Origin of the sequence: Actinosynnema mirum DSM 43827 (assembly GCF_000023245.1) — a bacterium.
GTDB lineage: Bacteria > Actinomycetota > Actinomycetes > Mycobacteriales > Pseudonocardiaceae > Actinosynnema > Actinosynnema mirum.
The window spans coordinates 7981860-8000540 of sequence record NC_013093.1; the positions used below are offsets into that span (position 1 = coordinate 7981860).

At 74.6% G+C, this 18681-nt stretch carries 17 protein-coding genes; 3 read left to right on the forward strand and 14 right to left on the reverse strand.

The genetic code is table 11. The features are described from left to right. Positions 1 to 63: 63 nt before the first annotated feature. The 8 genes from iolD to AMIR_RS33955 form a co-directional block, all read right to left on the reverse strand. Positions 64 to 1914 (reverse strand): 3D-(3,5/4)-trihydroxycyclohexane-1,2-dione acylhydrolase (decyclizing), encoded by a 1851-nt coding sequence (gene iolD / locus AMIR_RS33920; RefSeq protein WP_015805519.1) that lies wholly within the window; start codon positions 1912 to 1914, stop codon positions 64 to 66. Next, entirely contained in the window at positions 1911 to 2789 is an 879-nt protein-coding gene (gene iolB, locus AMIR_RS33925; RefSeq protein WP_015805520.1) for a 5-deoxy-glucuronate isomerase, read from the reverse strand. The genes iolD and iolB overlap by 4 nt, the downstream gene beginning before the upstream one ends. 73 nt (positions 2790 to 2862) lie before the next feature. Beyond that, positions 2863 to 3834: a 5-dehydro-2-deoxygluconokinase gene (gene iolC / locus AMIR_RS33930; RefSeq protein ID WP_015805521.1), complete on the reverse strand. Its 972-nt coding sequence runs from the start codon at positions 3832 to 3834 to the stop codon at positions 2863 to 2865. Continuing rightward, positions 3831 to 4598 carry an ATP-binding cassette domain-containing protein gene (locus AMIR_RS33935; protein ID WP_015805522.1) on the reverse strand — a complete coding sequence of 256 codons (768 nt, stop codon included), beginning with the start codon at positions 4596 to 4598 and terminating at the stop codon, positions 3831 to 3833. Before AMIR_RS33935 ends, iolC begins: the two co-directional genes overlap by 4 nt. After that, positions 4595 to 5635: an ABC transporter permease gene (locus AMIR_RS33940; protein WP_015805523.1), complete on the reverse strand. Its 1041-nt coding sequence runs from the start codon at positions 5633 to 5635 to the stop codon at positions 4595 to 4597. The genes AMIR_RS33935 and AMIR_RS33940 overlap by 4 nt, the downstream gene beginning before the upstream one ends. Before the next feature lie 5 nt (positions 5636 to 5640). Next, complete coding sequence (locus tag AMIR_RS33945; RefSeq protein WP_015805524.1) at positions 5641 to 6648, reverse strand: sugar ABC transporter substrate-binding protein; 1008 nt, start codon at positions 6646 to 6648, stop codon at positions 5641 to 5643. 61 nt (positions 6649 to 6709) lie between these two features. Next, a complete protein-coding gene (locus AMIR_RS33950) occupies positions 6710 to 7564 on the reverse strand; it encodes a TIM barrel protein (RefSeq protein ID WP_015805525.1) in 855 nt (284 codons plus the stop codon). After that, positions 7561 to 8577 carry a Gfo/Idh/MocA family protein gene (locus AMIR_RS33955; protein ID WP_015805526.1) on the reverse strand — a complete coding sequence of 339 codons (1017 nt, stop codon included), beginning with the start codon at positions 8575 to 8577 and terminating at the stop codon, positions 7561 to 7563. The genes AMIR_RS33950 and AMIR_RS33955 overlap by 4 nt, the downstream gene beginning before the upstream one ends. Before the next feature lie 138 nt (positions 8578 to 8715). On the opposite strand from AMIR_RS33955, the gene AMIR_RS33960 reads away from it, so the two are divergent. After that, positions 8716 to 9708 (forward strand): LacI family DNA-binding transcriptional regulator, encoded by a 993-nt coding sequence (locus AMIR_RS33960; protein ID WP_015805527.1) that lies wholly within the window; start codon positions 8716 to 8718, stop codon positions 9706 to 9708. Positions 9709 to 10547: 839 nt separating this feature from the next. Here AMIR_RS33960 and arfB read toward each other — a convergent pair. From arfB to AMIR_RS33990, 6 genes are all read right to left on the reverse strand, one after another. Next, a complete protein-coding gene (gene arfB / locus AMIR_RS33965) occupies positions 10548 to 10976 on the reverse strand; it encodes an alternative ribosome rescue aminoacyl-tRNA hydrolase ArfB (protein WP_240438763.1) in 429 nt (142 codons plus the stop codon). Positions 10977 to 10992: 16 nt separating this feature from the next. Then, positions 10993 to 11529, reverse strand: a complete 537-nt coding sequence (locus AMIR_RS33970) for a hypothetical protein (protein ID WP_015805529.1) — start codon at positions 11527 to 11529, stop codon at positions 10993 to 10995. Then, the gene (locus AMIR_RS36520) at positions 11526 to 12347 is read right to left on the reverse strand and encodes a helix-turn-helix domain-containing protein (protein ID WP_187313466.1); all 822 of its coding nucleotides are present in this window, start codon (positions 12345 to 12347) and stop codon (positions 11526 to 11528) included. Before AMIR_RS36520 ends, AMIR_RS33970 begins: the two co-directional genes overlap by 4 nt. Before the next feature lie 350 nt (positions 12348 to 12697). After that, the gene (gene purM, locus AMIR_RS33980) at positions 12698 to 13771 is read right to left on the reverse strand and encodes a phosphoribosylformylglycinamidine cyclo-ligase (RefSeq protein ID WP_015805531.1); all 1074 of its coding nucleotides are present in this window, start codon (positions 13769 to 13771) and stop codon (positions 12698 to 12700) included. 2 nt (positions 13772 to 13773) lie between these two features. After that, positions 13774 to 15318, reverse strand: coding sequence for an amidophosphoribosyltransferase (gene purF / locus AMIR_RS33985; RefSeq protein ID WP_041837199.1), 1545 nt, complete (start codon positions 15316 to 15318; stop codon positions 13774 to 13776). A 101-nt stretch (positions 15319 to 15419) separates the two neighbouring features. Continuing rightward, the gene (locus AMIR_RS33990) at positions 15420 to 16163 is read right to left on the reverse strand and encodes a maleylpyruvate isomerase N-terminal domain-containing protein (protein ID WP_015805533.1); all 744 of its coding nucleotides are present in this window, start codon (positions 16161 to 16163) and stop codon (positions 15420 to 15422) included. 260 nt (positions 16164 to 16423) lie between these two features. Between AMIR_RS33990 and AMIR_RS33995 the strand changes: the two genes are divergently transcribed. Together AMIR_RS33995 and AMIR_RS34000 are read left to right on the forward strand one after the other, a co-directional pair. Further along, on the forward strand, positions 16424 to 16687 hold the full coding sequence (locus tag AMIR_RS33995) for a hypothetical protein (protein WP_245554568.1): 264 nt from the start codon (positions 16424 to 16426) through the stop codon (positions 16685 to 16687). Then, on the forward strand, positions 16684 to 18648 hold the full coding sequence (locus AMIR_RS34000; RefSeq protein WP_015805535.1) for an alpha/beta hydrolase: 1965 nt from the start codon (positions 16684 to 16686) through the stop codon (positions 18646 to 18648). Before AMIR_RS33995 ends, AMIR_RS34000 begins: the two co-directional genes overlap by 4 nt. Positions 18649 to 18681 lie beyond the last annotated feature (33 nt).

The following is an 18681-nucleotide window of genomic DNA, read 5'->3' on the forward strand; positions in this document are numbered from 1 at the left end:
GCTGACCCGGCCCCATCGCCGGCCCAGTCCCACCGCTGACCCGGCCCCACCGCTGACCCGGCCCTACCGGTGCCCCCGCCCCAGGTGCCTGACCTGGCGGCGCTTGCCCTCGACGTGGTCCCGGCGTCCCGCCAGGGACTCGGGCACGCCGACCTCCCACCACGCGCCCGACTGCGTCCACGACGACGGGTGGGTGCGGATCACCACCACGGCGGGCCGCTTCCCGGCCACCGCCGCCCTCCTCGCCTCGCGGTAGGCGTTCGGCAGCGCGACCAGGTCCGGCGCGGGGTGGACCGAGCAGCCCAGCGCGGCGGCGTGGGCCGCGAAGTCGACCGACGGCGGGTCGGCGTGACCGGTGCGGACGTCCGCGTACAGGTTGTGGAACGGCCGCGCGCCTTGGTCGCGCTGGAGGCGGTCGATCACCGCGTAGCCGCCGTTGTCGCACACCACCGCCACGAACCCGTGCCCGGCGAACGCGGCGGAGAACAGGTCGGAGTTCAGCATCAGGTACGAGCCGTCGCCCAGCAGGGTGGTCACCACGCCCCGCTCCCGCGCGATCGCCGCGCCCCACGCGCCCGCCAGCTCGTAGCCCATGCAGGAGAAGCCGTACTCGACGTCCAGCTCCGGCTCGCCGCCGCGCGCCCGCCAGCCGCCGACCAGCTCGCCCGGCAGGCCGCCCGACGCGGTCAGCGCGTAGTCGCCGTCCTCGGACAGGTCGTTGACCACGCCCACGACCTGCGCGTACGTGGGCAGGCCGGGGCTCGGGGCGCGCAGGGCGGTGACGCGGGCGTCCCACACCTCGCGCTCGGCGCGCGCCCTCGTGGTCCACGCGGGGTCCGCGCGCCAGCCCGCCAGCGCCCCGCCCAGCTCGCGCAGGGCCTCCAGGGCGTCCCCGGTGACGGCGGTCGCGCCGTGCTTGACCGCGTCGAAGCGGGCGGTGTTGACGTTGACCAGCGCGGCCGTGAGGGCGAAGGCCGTCCAGGAGGCGGTGGTGAAGTCCTGCAGGCGGGTGCCGACCGCGAGGACGGCGTCGGCGTCGGCGGCCAGCCGGTTCGCGGACGCCGAACCGGTGATGCCCAGCGGACCGGCGTGCAGCGGGTGGTCGTGCGGGACGAGGGTGCGGCCCGCCGTGGTCTCGGTGACCGGGACGCCGTGGCGCTCCGCGAGCGCGAGCGCCTCGGCCGCCGCGCCGGAGTAGCGGACGCCCCCGCCCAGCACCAGCAGCGGGCGGGTGGACCGGGACAGCGCCCCGGCCGCCGAGGCCAGCTCGACGCGGTCGGGGCGCGGGCGGAGCGGGCGGTGCAGGACCGGCTCGAACAGCGGGTCCGGGAAGTCGTGCTCCTCGACCTGCGCGTCCTGCGGCAGCGCCAGGACGGCGGGGCCGCAGTCGGCCGGGTCGGTCAGCGCGCGGGCGAGCTGCGGCAGGGTGGCGATCAGCTGCTCGGGGCGGGTGATCCGGTCGAAGTAGCGGGCGACCGGGCGGAAGGCGTCGTTCGCCGTGGTGGTCGGGTCGTGGAAGTGCTCGACCTGCTGGAGCACCGGGTCGGGGGCGCGGCCGGTGAAGGTGTCGCCGGGGAGCAGCAGCAGCGGGAGGCGGTTGGCGTGGGCCACGCCCGCCGCCGTGACGGCGTTGAGCGCGCCGGGGCCGAGGGAGGTGGTGACCACGCCGACCTGGCGGCGGTGGGTCGCCCTGGCGATCGCGGTGGCGGCCAGCGCCATGCCCTGCTCGGTGTGCCCGCGCCACACCGGCAGGCGGTCCCGGACCTCCTCCAGCGCGGTGCCCAGGCCGAGCGCGTTGCCGTGGCCGAGGATCGCGAAGACGCCGGGGAACAGCGGGGCCTCGGTCCCGTCGAGCAGCTCGGTGCGTTGGGCGAGCAGCCAGCGGACCAGTGCCTGCGCGGTGGTGAGCCTCATCGGGTCCGCCCCTGGGCGCCGGTGACCGGCACGCGCGGGTCGGGCGGCCTGCCGGCCCAGGTGTCGCGGACCCAGGCGTGGGCCGGGTCGTCGTGGAAGTCCATGGCGCGCGGGCCCGGTCCGGCCAGCACGTTCAGGTAGTAGAGCGGGTAGCCGGGGGCCGCCGCGCACGGGCCGTGGTAGCCCTCGGGGATCAGGAACACGTCGCCGTCGCGGACCGGCACGTCGTGCTCGGCGCCCTCGGCGGTGTAGGTGCGGTGCAGCGCGAAGCCCTCGCGGGACGGGGTGACGCCGTCGCGGCCCGCGACGCGGAAGTAGTAGACCTCCTCGTTGGGCACCGGGCAGGTGCGGTCGTGCTTGTGCGGCGGGTAGGAGGACCAGTTGCCGTCCGGGGTGATCAGCTCGCAGGCCATGAGGCGGTCCGCGTGGTCCCACGCGCCGGGGACGCCGAAGTTGGTGACCTGGCGGGTGGCCGGGCCCGCGCCCCTGGTCTCGACGGGCACCCGGTCGGCGGGGCCGTAGGCGGGGGTGAGGCGGCGCTCGCAGCGGGCCAGCGGGACGGCCAGCTCGGTCGCGCGGTCGGCGCGGATCTCGGCGGTGGCGTCCCTGGGCAGGTAGGCGAAGTCGGTGACGCCGGTGAAGACGCTCTCGCGCCCGCGCAGGGTGAACCGCTCGCCGTCGACGTCGACGGTGCAGCCGCCGGACAGGGGGAGCAGGAACGCCTCGTGGTCGCCGGTCTCCAGCAGGCGGGTCTCGCCGGGGGCGAGGACGAGCACGCGCAGGCCGACGCGGTCCCAGCCGGCGTCGGCGGGGGTGAGGACGACGGGGTCGCCCGCGGCGGTGAGGGTGCCCAGGGGGCGGTGGAGGTCGGACACGGGGGCTTCCTTCCCTCTGGGGGTTCTGGCCTCTGGGGGTTCTGGCCTCTGCGGGTTCTGCCTCTCGGGTGGTTCAGCTCCGGGGTCGCTCGGGGGCCTGGTCCAGCAGCGGTTCGATCTCGTCCGGGGTGGGCATGGCGTCGGCGCAGGCCAGGCGGGCGGCGACCAGGGCGCCCGCGGCGTTCGCGTAGCGGGCGGTGCGCTCCGGCGGCCACCCGGCGAGCAGGCCGTGGGCGAGCGCGCCGCCGAACGCGTCGCCCGCGCCGAGCCCGCACACCACGTCCACCGGGCAGGGCGGGACGGTCCAGGCGCCGTCGCGGGTGGCGACCAGCACGCCGTCCGCGCCGAGCTTCACCACGGCTAACCCGACCCCGCGCGCGAGCATCCGCCGCGCGGCCTCGGCGGGGTCGGCGGCGCCCACGGCGATCTCCGCCTCGGCGCGGTTGCCGACGGCGACCGTGACGTGGTCGAGCATCCAGCCGATCTCGCGCCCGGCCCGCTCGGCGCTGTCCCAGAACGCGGGCCGGTGGTCCAGGTCCAGGACGGTGTGCGCGCGGCGGGCCCGGTGCTCCAGCAGGGCGCGCTGGGTGGAGCGGGCCGGTTCGGCGCACACGCCGGTTCCGGTGACCCACAGCAGCGGCACCTCGGCGACCAGGTCCCACGGCACGTCGGCGGGCGCGAGGGTCAGGTCGGGGGCGGTGGGCTGGCGGTAGAACAGCAGCGGCGGGTCGTCCGGCGGGTCGAGCGCGCAGAACACCACGGGGGTGCGCAGGTCGGGGGCGGTGCCGACGTGGTCGGCGCTGACGCCGAAGCCGCGCAGGGTCGCCCGCACGTAGCCGCCGAAGCCGTCCGCGCCGACCTTGGTCAGCACGGCGGCCGAACGCCCCAGGCGGGCGGCGGCGACGGCGACGTTGGTGGCGGTGCCGCCGAGGGACTTCGCGAAGGTGCGCACCTCGGCCAGCGGCACGCCGCTCTGCTCCGGGTACAGGTCGACGCCGACCCGACCCACGGTCAGCACCTCGGGAAGTCCCCCGGCGGCGCTCACCGGTCGGTCCCGCGCAGCTCGTGCTCCAGCTCGGCCAGCTCCGCGCCACCCGCCATGCGCTCGGTCAGCTCGGCGAGGCCGATCTCGGACTTGTCGTGCCAGCCGACCGCGCGCCCCCGCTGGAGCAGCAGGAACCGGTCGCCGACCGGGTGCGCGTGGTGCGGGTTGTGGGTGATCAGGACGACGCCGAGGCCCCGGTCGCGGGCGCGGGCGACGTGCCGCAGGACGAGCCCGGCCTGCTTGACGCCGAGGGCTGCGGTGGGCTCGTCCAGGATGAGCACGCGGGCGCCGAAGTGCACCGCCCGCGCGATGGCCACGCACTGGCGCTCGCCGCCGGACAGGGTGCCGACCGGCTGCTCGACGTCGCGCAGCTCGATCCCCAGCTCCGCCAGCGCCTCCCTGGTGGTCTCGCGGGCGGCGCGGCGGTCCAGGAACGGGCCCCTGCGCGGCTCGGAGCCGAGGAAGAAGTTGCGCCACACGCTCATCAGCGGCACCACCGCGAGGTCCTGGTGGACGGTGGCGATGCCGTGGTCGAGCGCGTCGCGCGGGGAGGAGAAGCGCACCTCGGTGCCGTCGACCAGGAAGCGGCCCCGGTCGTGCCGGTGCACCCCGGACAGGATCTTGATCAGGGTGGACTTGCCCGCGCCGTTGTCGCCGAGGACGCAGGTCACGCTCCCGGCCTCGACGGTCGCGGACACGTCGTGCAGCGCGTCCACGCTGCCGTAGGTCTTGCCGATGCCGTCGACCTCGATGAGCGCCGTCACCGCCGCACCCTCTCCGCCCTGCGCCGCAGCGCGTTGTTGACCAGCACGGCGGCCAGCAGCATCGCGCCGAGGAACAGCTGGAACCAGTCGCTGTTCCAGTTGGCGTAGACGATGCCCTGGCGGGCCATGCCGAAGATGAGCGCGCCGATGGCGGCGCCGATCGCGGAGCCGAAGCCGCCGGTGAGCAGGCAGCCGCCGATGACGGCCGCGATGATGAACTGGAACTCCAGCCCGATGCCCTGGTTGGCCTGGACGCTGGTGAACCGCAGGATGTTGATGCTGCCGACCAGCCAAGCCGCCGCGGCGGTGGTCATGAACAGCAGGATCTTGGTGCGGCGCACCGGCACGCCGACCGCGCGGGCGGCGGTGGCGTTGCCGCCGACGGCGAAGACCCAGTTGCCGAAGCGGGTGCGCAGCAGCACGACGGCGGCGAGCGCGGTCACCCCGAGCCACCACAGGATCGAGACGCGGAAGGCGGTGCCGCCGACGTCGATGGTGGAGGCGAAGAAGTACCCGGCGGAGGCGTAGCCGTCGGCGGAGCGCATCCCGGACACCTGGACGGTGCCGGTGACCAGGCGGGTGACGCCGAGGTTGAGGCCCTGCAGGGCGAGGAACGCGCCGAGGGTGACGATGAAGCTGGGCAGGCCGGTGCGCACGACGAGCCAGCCGTTGAGGGCGCCGACCGCGAGGGCGAAGACCAGCGACACCAGCAGGGCGAGCCAGGTGTTCCAGCCCAGGCGGGTGGCCAGGACCGCGGTGACCAGCGCGGTGGACGCGGTCATGACGCCCGCCGACAGGTCGAACTCGCCGCCGATCATCAGCAGGGCGACGGCGACGGCGGCGATGCCGAGGGTGGAGGCGTCGTCGAGCCAGGTGGCGACGCCCGCCGGGCTGAGGAAGCGCTCGGTGGCCAGGGAGAAGAAGGCGAACACGAGCAGCGCGCCGAGCAGGGCGCCGACCTCGGGGCGGCGGACGAGGCGGTCCACGGCGCGGCCCGCGAGCGGGTCGGCGGGCAAGGGCTTGGCGGTGGTGGTCATGGGGGTCACCTGGTCCCGCGCTCGGCGTACTCGGCGACCCGGTCCACCGTGGAGCGGTCCACGATGCCCGGTCCGGTGAGGACGGGCTTGCCGCCGCCGACGGTGTTGGCGTTGTCCCGGTAGAGCTTGATCAGCACGACCGGGAGGTAGCCCTGCTCGTACTGCTGCTGGTCGACGGCGAACAGCACGTCCCCGGCCTTGATCGCGTCGGTGACGTCGGTGTTGAGGTCGAACGTGACGACCGCGGCCTTAGACCCGGCCGACCTGCCCGCGGTGACGGCGGTCGCGGCGACCTGGGAGTTGAGCGCCAGCACGGCGTCCACCGACGGGTCGGTGCGCAGCGCGCCGGTGATCCGGGCCTCCGCGTCGGTCGGGTTGTTGATGTCGACCTGGAGCGTGGTGGTCTCACCCCCGAAGCCCGCGCGGGCCCCGTCGCAGCGCTGGTTGAGGCCGGTGTTGCCCGCCTCGTGGATCACGCAGAGCAGCTTGGACTTCCCCTCCGCCTTCAGGCGCTTGCCCGCCTCCTCACCGGCGAGGTCCTCCTCTTGGCCGACGTGGGCGATCGCGCCGAACTCGGCGCTGCGGGCCCCGCCGGAGTTGATGGTGACCACCGGGATGCCCGCGCGGACGGCGCCCTCGACGGCGGGGCGCAGCGCGTCCGGGTTGGCCATCGACACGACGATGCCGCCGACGCCCTGCGCGACCGCGTTGTCCACGAGGGTGGCCTGCTTGCCGGGGTCGCCGTCGGAGTTGTAGTCGACGGCGGCGCCGAGCTGCTCGCCCGCGTCGGTGGCGCCGTTCTTGACCACGTTCCAGAAGGCGTCGCCCGCCGTGCCGTGGGTGATGACGGCGATCCGCAGCGGACCGCCGGTCTCGGCGAGCGCGCCGGTGGGGCGGGGGTCCTCCGCGGTGGGGCCGGTGCACGCGGCGAGCAGGGTCAGGAGCGCCGCGCCCCGCCACCACCGGCCGGGTGGACAGTGGGCGCGGGTGCTGCTGCGCGGAACGGGGGTCATCGTCGTCTCTCCTGGCGTGGTGGGGACAGGTCCCCGGCGGGGACCCGGCCCGGCGCGGGGGTCAGCCGAGGTGGGGGTGCAGGAACGCCAGGCCCCGTGCAGTGTCCCCGACCGGGCCCGCCGAGGTCGCGCCCGCGTCGAGCGCGGTGTCCTGCTCCAGGACCAGCCAACCGCCGTAGCCGTTGATCCGCAGCGCGGTGAGGATGCCGGGGACGTCCAGGTCTCCCTCGCCCAGCGGCGGGTACAGGCCGCGCCGGACGGCGGCGGCGTAGCCGGTGCGGCCCTCGCGGACCTCGGTGGCCAGGTCGGCGCGCACGTCCTTGAGGTGCACGTGCCCGATCCGGTCGGGGTGTCGGGAGGCGAGTTCGAGCGGGTCCGCGCCGCCGATCAGCAGGTGGCCGGTGTCCAGGCACAGCGGCACGTCGGACTCGGCGAGCAGGCGGCCGACCTCGGTGGCGCGCTCGACGTGCGTGCCGACGTGCGGGTGCAGGGCGGTGCGCACGCCGTGCGCGGCGGCGGCGTCGCGGGCGGCCTCGGCGGCGCGCAGCAGCGCGGTCCACTGGGCCGGGGTCAGCTCGGGGCGGGCGTCGTAGCCGTCCAGGCCGGTGGCGGCGGCCAGGACGAGGACGTCGCCGCCCGCGCGGGCCAGGCGCTCGGCGGCCCGCTCGGCCTCGGCGACCGCGCCGGGCTCGTGCAGCGGCGTGGCGAGGAAGCCGCCGACGAGCGCGAGGTCGTGCGCGGCGAGCAGGTCGTGCAGCTCGTCCGGGTCGGCGGGCAGGTAGTCGGGCGGGCCGAGCTCGGTGGCGGTCAGGCCGAGCGCGGCCATGTCGGCGAGCACGGTGGCGGGCGGCAGGACCTCGCCCCAGCCGGGGACCTCGCACACGCCCCAGGTGATCGGCGCCCCGGCGAGCCTCACCGCGCGCTCCTCGCGCCGACCGGCTCCTCGACCAGGCGCACGGGCGCGCCGGTGCGGCGGGAGCGCTCGCACGCCTCGGCCAGGCGCAGGCTGACCAGGCTGTCCCTGGGCGGTGACGGGTTGGCGGCGCGGCCCGCGGCCACGTCGACGAAGGTGGCGACCTCGGCGAGGTAGGCGCGGCGGAACCGCTCGGGGAAGCCGGGGTACGGGTCGTCCGGGGCGCGTCCGCCGGGTTCGAGCGAGGTCAGCGGGGTGCGCTCGTCCACGCCGACGGCCAGGCAGTCGCGGCTGCCGAACACCTCGATGCGGTGGTCGTAGCCCGCCGGGTCGTGCCTGCCGCCCGCGAGCAGGGCGTGCGCGCCGCCCGCGAACGTGAGCAGCGCGACGGCGTTGTCCACGTCGTCGGCGGCGGCGAACACCTCGTCCACCAGCACCGAACCCGAGGCGTAGACCTCGGTGACGGGTTCGCCGACCAGCCACGGGACGGCGTCCAGGTCGTGGATGAGCAGGTCGCGGAACAGGCCGCCGGACGCGGGCAGGTAGCCGGGGTCGGGCGGGACGGCGTCGTTGCCGAGCGCGCGGACCAGGTAGACGCGGCCGACCTCGCCCGCGCGCAGGCGGCGGTGCAGCTCGGCGGTGGCCGGGTCGAAGCGGCGCTGGAAGCCGACGACGACCTCGGTGCCGGTGGCCTCGACGTCCGCGACGAGCGCGCGCATCTGCGCCTCCCCGGCGGCGATGGGCTTCTCGCAGAGCGCGGGGACGCCCGCGGCGGTGGTCGCGCGGAGCAGGTCGGGGTGGGTGCTGGTGGGGGTGGCGAGCAGGACTCCGTCACAGGCGGTGAGCAGGTCGGAGAAGCTGTCGACGGCGGTGGTGCGCGGCAGACCTGCGGCCACGGCGGCGGCGCGGCCGGGCAGCGGGTCGTGCAGCAGCACCTGGTCGACCTGCTCCAGCGAGGCCAGGTTCGTGGCGTGCATCGAGCCGATCCGGCCCGCTCCGGCAACTCCGATGCGCATGACGAAGGTCTCCGTCCTGGTGGGAGGGGTCTTCCGTTGGAGCGCTCTACTTCTCGAAGCGCCCCCATGCTGTAACTTGCGTCACACCGGTGTCAAGGGCCGGGCTGCGGACCGGCGTTCCGGCGATGGGGGTTCGGGGTGTCCAGACCGACGATGGAGGACGTCGCGCGGCGCGCGGGCGTGTCCAGGGCGCTCGTGTCGCTGGTCATGCGGGGGTCACCGAGGGTGAGCGAGGTGCGGCGGTCGGCGGTGCTGGTGGCGGCGCGGGAGCTGGGGTACTCGCCGCACGCGATGGCCAGGTCGCTGGCCAGCCGGACCTCGCGGGTGCTGGGCGTGATGGTGTCGGACCTGCACAACGCGTTCTTCGCCGAGGTGGTCGACGGGATCGACGCGGTGGCGCGGGAGCGGGGCTTCGACCTGATCATGAACACCGGCGGGCGGTCACCGGCGCGCGAGCGCGGGGCGGTGCAGAGCCTGCTGTCGTTCCGGCCCGCCGGGCTCGCGCTGCTGTCGCCGGTGGTGCCGTCCGCGACGATCGCGGGCGCGGCGGCGCAGACGCCGGTGGTGCTGGTGGCCCGCTCGTCCCGGCTGTCCGCGGTGGACACCGTGAACGACGACGGGGTGCTCGGCATCGGGCTGGCCGTGGACCACCTGGTGTCGTTGGGGCACAGGGAGATCGCGCACCTGGACGGCGGTCAGGGCGCGCAGGCCGGGCCGCGCAGGCGCGGGTACCTGGCGAGCGTGGCCGCGCACGGGCTGGCGCCGCTGGTGGTGGGCAGCGAGTACACCGACGCGGCGGGCGCGGCGGCGGTGCGGGAGCTGCTGGCGCGCGGGACGGCGCCGACGGCGCTGGTGGCGTGCAACGACGCCAACGCGGTGGGCGCGATCTCCGCGCTGGAGGAGGCCGGACTGCGGGTGCCGCGCGACGTGTCCGTGGTGGGCTACGACAACACCTCGCTGGCGGCGCTGCGGCACGTCTCGCTGACCACGGTGGACCAGCCGCGCAACGAGCTGGGCAGACTGGCGGCGCTGGCGCTGCTGGAGCGGGCGGACGGCGGCCGGGCGGAGCCGGTGCGGCGGCTGCTGCGGCCATCGCTGGTGGTGCGCTCGACGACGGCGCCACCCCGGTGAGGTTCCGCCGGGGCGGGGCTGTACCGGCAGCAGGCACAGGCCGACGAACAGCGACGCGATCAGACTCACACCACCTGCGGCACTTCGACGCCATGGAGGAACGCCTGGAGCGGTTGGGCTCAGCGGGGCAGGCGGACGTGGACGGGGTACTCGGCACCTGCCCGAGAACGGCCACCACGCTCCTGAAAGGACTGACGACGTAGACGACGACACCGGACGACCCAAGCGGCAGCGCGTTCGGTAAGGGCGTTGAGCACGGCCCAAGCTCCAGCATCCTGACGCGCTGACGCACGCGCAGGCCGGTGGGGCGGGTGGGCACAGGCCGGGCGGACCAGGCTGGGCTGGGCTGTGCTGGGTGGGCGGGGCCAGGCCGGGCGGACCTGGCTGGGCTGGGCTGCGCTGGGTGGGCGGGGCCAGGCAGGTTGGGCCGGGCGAGGCGGAGTCGGGCGGGGCCAGGCAGGTTGGGCGGGGCGGGCCGGACTCGTCTGGGCGGGTCAAGGCGGCCTCGGCTGGCCGGGCGGGCCAGGGCGGTTGTAGTTCGCCGGGCGGCGGGCGAACGGTGCGCGGGCAGGCTCAAGCGTTCTGCGGGCGTTCTGCGGGCGTTCTGCGGGCGTTCTGCGGGCGAGCTGCGGGCGAGCTGCGGTGGGCCCACGAGCGGGGCCCTCGGATAAGCCCGCGTGCGGCCCTTGGGTGGGGCCGCGAATGACTGCCGGGTGGACCTGCGGATGACTGCCGGATGGATCTGCGAGCGGCCTTGGGTGGGGGCGTGAGCCCTTGGGTGGGGTGGGGGCGTGGGTGGGTGTGACTGAGTGGGTGTGACTGAGTGGGGTGTGCGTGGGTCAGTCCCAGGCGCCGCCGCCCTTGCGGCCCTGCTTGGTTTGGGCTCGGCGCTTCTTCTCGGCGATGCGGCGTTCCTGCGAGCCCCTCGTCGGCTTGGTGGGGCGGCGGGTGGCGGTTACCTTCACGGCGCTCGACAGGAGCATCACGAGGCGTTTGCGGGCCGCCACTCGGTTCTGCAGCTGGGCGCGGTGCTCGCTCGCGGCCACCGTCAGGACGCCGTTGACCAAGCGGTTCTCCAGGCGGCGCAGGAGCAGGGGGCGCAGGTGTTCCGGCACGGCCGGGGAAGTGCCCACGTCGTACGACAGCTCCACCCGGCTGTCCGCCGTGTTCACGCCCTGCCCCCCAGGGCCCGAGGACCTGGAGAAGCGCTCGCTCAGCTCGCTCGCGGGGATGACGAACGAGCGCAGCACCACCAGGTCTTCGTCCACCCGACCAGGCTAGGACTTACGACCGCCGAAAGCGCACCCATTTCCCCGCTGACGACAGCACCGCCCAGACCAGCGCCACCGAGGCCGCCGCCAGGAGGACCGGGGTCTCCCAGCCCACCTGGATCGGGACCGGCAGCACCCCGAGCGCCAGCAGCAGCCAGCCCAGGAGCAGCACCCGGCACAGCAGCAGCGCCCAGCGGACCACGCCGCCGGAACCGTGCTCGAACACGTCCCTCCCGAGTGCCTCCTTCCAGCCCCCCTCGCGCTTGCGCTCCTTCCTCCGGGACTGCTTCCGCTCGGACTGCTCCCGTTCGAGCTCCTCCTTCCTGAACCTCTCGCGCCTGAGCTCCTTCTTCCGGAACTTCTCCCGCCCCAGCACCGCACGCCCGAGCTCACCCCGGCTGAGCGCCGCACGTTCGAGCTCACCCCGCCCCAGCGCCGCACGCCCGAGCTCACCCCGCCCCAGCGCCGCACGCCCGAGCGTCGTCCGCTCGAACTCCCCTCGCTCGAGCTCACCCCGCCCAGGCGCCTCCCACTTGACCCCCTCCCTCACAGCTCCGCGCGCAGGCCCACCAGGAAGTCCTTCGTCGCCGCCGGGTCGAGCGACAGGTGCCGCAGGTGGTTCATCGCCTGCCCGTAGTCCTCCACCGCGTCGACCGCGTCGTAGTAGTAGCCGCACCTCCTCGTCTCCTCGTACGCCACGCGCCAGTGGTCGTCGAAGCGCAGCAGGAAGATCGGCCCCTGCAGCGACGGGTGCAGCCCCACCTCCTCGCGCAGCACCTGCAAGGTGACGTTGTCCAGCTCCGCCAGCTCCAGCAGGTGCTCCACCTGCCCCCGCACCACCCCCGCCCCGCCGACCGGCCGCCGCAGGACCCGCTCCTCCAGCACCGCCCACAACCGCACCGGCGCGGTGGCGCGCGTCAGCGGGGCCTGCCCGGTGAGCGCCTCCGCGACCTCCGGCTCCCCGCCGCCCCGGTGCTCGATCACCGCCCTGGTGTACGGCTCGCTGCGCAGCAGCGCGTTGACCAGCATCGGGTCGTACGCCTCGATGCTCGTCGCCACCGACACCAGCACCGGCCCCGGCTCGTGCGGCGTCACCAGCTCGACCACCCGGTCCGGCCTCGCCTTCGCCGCGGACAGCAGCTCCAGCAGCAGCGGCAGGTGCTCCGGGCGCGCGAAGTAGGACACCAGCACCTCCAGCACCGGCCTGCTCGGCAGGGTCCGTCCACGCAGGAACTGGGTGAACCCGCTGCGCGTCATGCCCAGCCGCTCCCCCACCTGCGCGTGCGTCCTCCCGGACTCCCCGCACAACCGCTCCAACTCGCACCGCAGCAGCCGCCTGGCGACCTTCGGCCCGAACGCGCACCGCACCACACCAACCTCCCGTGAGAACCGGCCCCGGATTCGGGGCACGACAACGTGACCACCACGACGGAGGGCTCGACCGAGCCCGAAGACCGGGAGCTCCCGGACAGGGGAGGTCCCGTAACCGTGCGGCGGACCGGTGGGCGGCGATGAGGCCTTGCGGCACCGATGAAGTCCGCGGTGTCCGAGAACCGGACGGGAACCAGCTCGCGGCTGGTAGTGATCACCTTACCGAGCGTGGTGGCCGGTGCGAAGCTCTGGAGCGGGCCACGATCGGGTGTAAATCGGGGGCCAATGCGAAGGGGCGCCGCCGGTGGTCCCGGCGACGCCCCTCGCGGAGGAAAACCCAGCGGAGATCAGAACCTGGGGTGGTCCCCGGCCAGCACGGCCCCGGTCTCCCCGGCCGTCACCTCGCCCAGCACCCACGCGGGCACGTGGCGGGCGGTCAGCACCGCCAGGGAGCGGTCGACGTCCTCGGGCGACACCACGGCGACCATGCCGATGCCCATGTTGAACGTCTTCTCCATCTCCTCGCGCTCCACCCGCCCGCGCTGCGCGATCAGCGCGAACACCGGCGCGGGCGTCCAGGTCCCCCGGTCGAGCCGCGCGTGCAGCCCCTCCGGCAGGACGCGGGCCAGGTTCGCCGCGAGCCCGCCGCCGGTGATGTGCGCGAACGTGCGCACCTCGGCCTCGGCGGCCAGCGCCAGGCAGTCCTTGGCGTAGATCCGGGTCGGCTCCAGCATCTCCTCGCCGAGGGTCCGCCCGAACTCCTCGACGTGCCCCTCCAGCGGCATCCGCGCGATCTCCAGCAGCACGTGCCGCGCGAGCGAGTACCCGTTGGAGTGCAGCCCGGAGGAGCCCATGGCGATGACGACGTCGCCGTCGCGCACCCGGTCCGGCCCGAGCATGGCGGAGGCCTCGACCACGCCCACGCCGGTGCCGGAGATGTCGTAGTCGCCGTCGGCCATCAGGCCGGGGTGCTCGGCGGTCTCGCCGCCCAGCAGGGCGCACCCGGCCTGCACGCAGCCCTCGGCGATGCCCTTCACGAGCGCCGCGATCCGGTCCGGCACGACCCGCCCGACGGCGATGTAGTCCTGCAGGAACAGCGGCTCCGCGCCGCACACGACCAGGTCGTCCACGACCATCGCGACCAGGTCGATGCCGACCGTGTCGTGCTTGTCGAGCGCCTGCGCTACCGCGATCTTGGTTCCCACGCCGTCGGTGGAGGAGGCCAGCACGGGCTCCTTCCAGCGGTCCAGCTTCAGCTGGAACAGGCCGGCGAAGCCGCCGATCCCGCCGAGCACCTCGGGGCGGTGCGCCTTGGCCGCCCACGGCTTGAGCTTCTCCACCGCCTCGTCACCGGCTTCGATGCTCACTCCGGCTGCGGCGTAGGTCGCCTTGGCGCTGTCCGTCACGTCTACAAGCTCCATCTTCAGGGCCTCTGGAGGGCGTCCTCGGCACCGTACCCGTTCGGCAGGACCGGGGTCGCCGAGCCCGCGACGCCGCGACCGCCGTCCCCGCGAACGCCTTCGAGCAGGTGCTTGCCGATGAGCGCGTCCTCGGGCAGGGGGATCGGGTACTCGCCGTCGAAGCAGGCCGCGCACAGCCGCGACTTGGGCTGCTCGGTGGCCGAGACGAGCTCCTCCAGCGAGACGTAGCCGAGCGAGTCCGAGCCGATCGAGCGGCGGATGCCGTCGTCGTCGAGGCCGTTCGCGATCAGCTCGGCGCGCGAGGCGAAGTCGATGCCGTAGAAGCACGGCCACTTCACGGGCGGCGACGCGATCCGGACGTGCACCTCCAGCGCGCCGGCCTCGCGGAGCATCCGCACGAGCGCGCGCTGGGTGTTGCCGCGCACGATCGAGTCGTCCACGACGACCAGGCGCTTGCCGCGGATGACGTCGCGCAGCGGGTTGAGCTTGAGCCGGATGCCGAGCTGGCGGATGGTCTGCGACGGCTGGATGAACGTGCGGCCGACGTAGGCGTTCTTGACCAGGCCGGACCCGTAGGGGATGCCGGAGGCCTGGGCGTAGCCGATGGCGGCGGGCGTGCCGGACTCGGGCACCGGGATGACCAGGTCGGCCTCGACCGGGTGCTCCTTGGCGAGCCTGCGGCCGATCTCGACGCGGGTGGCGTGCACGCCGCGCCCGGCGATCGAGGTGTCCGGGCGGGCCAGGTACACGTACTCGAAGATGCAGCCCTTGGGCTCGGGGTTGGCGAACCGGCTGGACCGCAGGCCGTTCTCGTCGATGGCGATCAGCTCGCCGGGCTCGACCTCGCGGACGTACGAGGCGCCGACGATGTCGAGCGCGGCGGTCTCGCTGGCCACGACCCAGCCGCGCTCAAGGCGGCCGAGGACGAGCGGGTGCACGCCGTGCGAGTCGCGGGCCGCGTACAGCGTCGACTCGTCCGAGAAGACCAGGCAGAACGCGCCGCGCAGGGTCGGCAGCAGCTTCATGGCCGACTGCTCGATGCCCAGGTCGGCGGCGTCGGCGGCGAGCAGGCCGCACACCAGGTCGGAGTCGGTGGTCGCGCCGTGACCGGTGTCGAGGCCGGCGGCGACGGCCCGCTCGCGCAGCTCGGCGGTGTTGACCAGGTTGCCGTTGTGGCCGAGCGAGAGGGCCGAGCCGGTCGCGGTGTGCCGGAACGTCGGCTGCGCGTTCTCCCACGTCGTGGAGCCCGTGGTGGAGTAGCGGCAGTGGCCGACGGCGACGTGGCCGCGCAGCGAGGAGAGCACCTGCTCGTCGAACACCTGGGAGACCAGGCCGAGGTCCTTGAAGACCACGACCTGGGACCCGTCGCCGACCGAGATGCCCGCGGCCTCCTGGCCGCGGTGCTGGAGCGCGTAGAGGCCGTAGTAAGTGAGCTTGGAGACTTCCTCACCCGGCGCCCACACGCCGAAGACACCGCATTCCTCGCGGGGTTCTCGATCGGGGTGGTCGGGTTCGGTGCGGCCGGTTGCTGACTGGTCGGTGACCACCGAGTGCTCCCTAGCGACGATGTCGGGCTGCACTCCGAGTGTAAGGCGAACGGGGGGTGAACCACCCCCATCAGCACCCCCGGTACGTGACCAAACGCACCTCAGTCGAGCCGGAGCGCCCGCACCAGGGCGGGATCGCCCTCGGCGCGGAGCGGCAACCTGCCCCACAGCCCGTAGTGGACCAGCTGCGCCTCGCCCGAGACGGTGACGTCGGCCTGCTCACCCGGTTGGGGGGCGCGGACGTCGGGGACCTCGCCGGGGGTGAAGGTGACCAGCCAGGACTCGGGCAGGTCGGTGAGGGCCACCAGCGCCGTCCCGCGCGCGGTCGGCGGGGAGTCGGTGGCGTGCTTGGCGGCGAGCAGGGTGCCGAGGGACTCGTCGATGCCGTCGGCGGCGAAGTCGGCCGCGAGGCCGGGGGCGCCGGGCACGAGGGTGCGCAGCGCGGCCTGGGCGTCCCAGCGGCGCAGGTCGACCTCGTGGGCGACGCGGCGGTGCCACACCCAGGCCAGGTCGGGCGCGGCGGGGGAGAACGTCCAGGTGGCGCGGTTCGCCGGGACCTGCGGCAGGACCTCGGCGGCGCGGGCGAGCTGCGCGTCGAGGTAGTCGAGCGGCAGGCGGGCGTCCGGCGCGGGCAGCGGGTCCAGGCGGACCTGGCTGCCGGTGCGCAGGTGCTCCACCGAGGTCTCCAGGAAGCGCGCGACGTGCAGGGTCAGCTCGGTGAACGTCCAGCCGGGGCAGGACGGCACCGGAGCCGCCGGGTCGGCGCCGCCGACCGCTTCCCGGAACATCGCCGCCTGCTCGGTGAACACCGCGGTCCACCGCTGCGCGGTCCATCCTCGTGCCACTGTCCGCCTCCCTCGAAGGTCGTGTGCCATCGTGCCCCACCCGGCCTCGCCGGGTGGCGGGAACCGGGGCGGTTCCCGGCGCGTCGCACCCGTGCGGTGCGCTGCTCTCCAGGCCCGACCGGTCGGTTCACCGGCTGGTGGGGCCCGGTGTCGGTCTGGTCCGTCCGGTCGGTTCGTCAGCCGCTCAGCGGGTGAAGGGTGGGGAAGTCGTGTTCGGTGTGCAGCCAGAGTCGTTGCGCTCGGCGTCGAAGCAGTTCCAGGTGGGGGCTGACGCCGCGGGCGACGGCGCCGAGATGGTCTCCATGCTCACCCTCGACGCGGGGGCGCTCGGCGAGGTTCCGGCGGCGGGCGAGTTCGCGGCGGCCGTGGCGGAGTTCGCCTCGGAGCAGGGCGAGGACCTGCGGCGGGGCAGCGCCTGGTACCGGGACGCGGGTGAGGGCCTGGTGGAGAACGCGGAGACCTACGAGCGGGTCGACGACCAGTGGACGGCGAGCTTCAGGAACATCGGCGGAGGGCTGTCGTGATCGATCCCGAGGTGCTCTACGGGAAGTTGGCGTCCGGGAGCGCGAGCGCGGTGGCCGCCGCGGGCGACCCGCTGACCGGCGCGTCGAGCGCGCTGTCGCGGGCGGGCGACGCGGTGCGGTCGGGCGGGTCGACGGCCACGTCGGCGTGGCGCGGCACGTCGGCGACCGGGTTCGGCAAGCGGGCGGACCTGTCGGCGCGGGCGGCCGGGGTCGCGCGGGAGCGGCTCGGAACGGGCGTCGAGGTGATCCGGGCGGCTGCCGAGGCGTACTCGCAGATGCGCGTCGGGGCGGACCAGGTGATCGCGCAGTGGCGCGCCCGGTCGCCCCTGATGACGCCCGCCGAGATGCTCAACCTCGCCGGTCAGGTGAACCAGGCGCTCGACGGGGTGAAGAACGGTTACGAGAAGGTGCTGCGCGAGTACGCGAGCGCCCTCGGGAAGGTGAAGCCGGGCTTCGGCGAGGTGGCTTCCGGTGACGCCGGGTGGGGGACGGCCGTGGCGGCCGTGCGCTCGCCTCAGGTGCCCGCGCCGGGCAGCGACCCGAAGCAGGTGGCGGCCTGGTGGAAGGGGCTGTCGCAGGAGCAGCGGGACGAGCTGCTGCGGACGAGGTTCCAGGAGCTGGGGCAGCTGCGCGGACTGCCGTCCGAGGTGCTGGACCAGGCCAACCGGTCGCGCATCGCCGACGACGCGCAGCGGTTCGGCGCGGAGCGCGACCGGCTCGACACCGCGATGGAGCAGCGGGCGCGGGAGCTGGGGATCGACCCGTCGACGTCGGACGGGCTGACCAGGCTGCTGAACGACCCCGAGTACGCGCGGATGATGGACGAGCGGCGGGTCGCGGCGCAGAAGGCGGACAACGCGGCGGCGGTGCAGGAGAGCCTGACCAAGGCCGAGGACCTGGCCAAGAAGAACGGCTGGTTCAACGAGCAGGGCAAGGCCGACGTGCGCGTGCTCGCCTGGGACCCGTACGGCCCGCGCGGTGACGGCGCCACCGCGTTCGCGTACGGCAACCCGGACACGGCCAAGAACCTGGCGGTGGCCGTGCCGGGCACCGGGTCGACGCTCGACGGCTTCTCCGTGGAGCAGGCGGGGAACCTGCGCCAGGCGATGGGCGCGGACGGCAACGCCACGATCCAGTGGCTCGGCTACGACGCGCCCGGCTGGGCGATCGGCGAGGTCGACAACCCGGCCCAGGCGCGCGAGGGCGGGCTGAACCTGGTCGCGGACGTGGACGGCTACCGCGCCGCCGCCGAGGCCGCGGGCAACAAGCAGCACCTGACGGTGATCGGGCACTCCTACGGCTCCACCACGGTCGGCCACGCGGGCATGAACGGGCTGAAGGCGGACGACATCGCGTTCGTCGGCTCGCCCGGCGTGGGCGCGTCGAACGCGAACCAGCTCTCGGTGGGCCCCGGCCACGTCTACGCGGGCGCGACCGAGCACGACCCGGTGGTCCAGGGCACGAGCTCGACGTGGTTCACCGAGGACGGCTCGTCCACCGGCCCCTACGACAAGGGCTTCGGTGCCACGATCTTCGGCACCAGCGACTCCAAGAACCTGGTCGGCGCGCACACCCAGTACTACGACCAGGGCTCGGAGTCGATCCAGAACCTGGCGCGGATCGCCAACGGCGACGGCGGTTCGGTGACCTCGCAGAAGTGGCACGACAACCCGCTCGGCCCGTCGCTACCCGGCTCGGACCTGCCGGTCGTGGGGCCCGTGGTGGACGCGGTCGGCAACACGGCCGTGGGCGCGGCGGACCTGGTGATCGACGCGGGCAGCGGCCTGTGGGACGCCGGGAGCGCCGCCGTGGACGGCCGCTGGGGCGACGCGGGCCGGGGCGTGCTGGACACGGCGGGCGAGGTGCTCAACGACGCGGGCGACATCGTGGTCAACGGGGTCGGCGACGCCGTCGAGCTCGGCAAGGACGTCTGGGACAACACCCTGGGCGCCTTGTTCTAGGACCTGGTCCGGGGCCCCTGGGCAGGGGCCCCG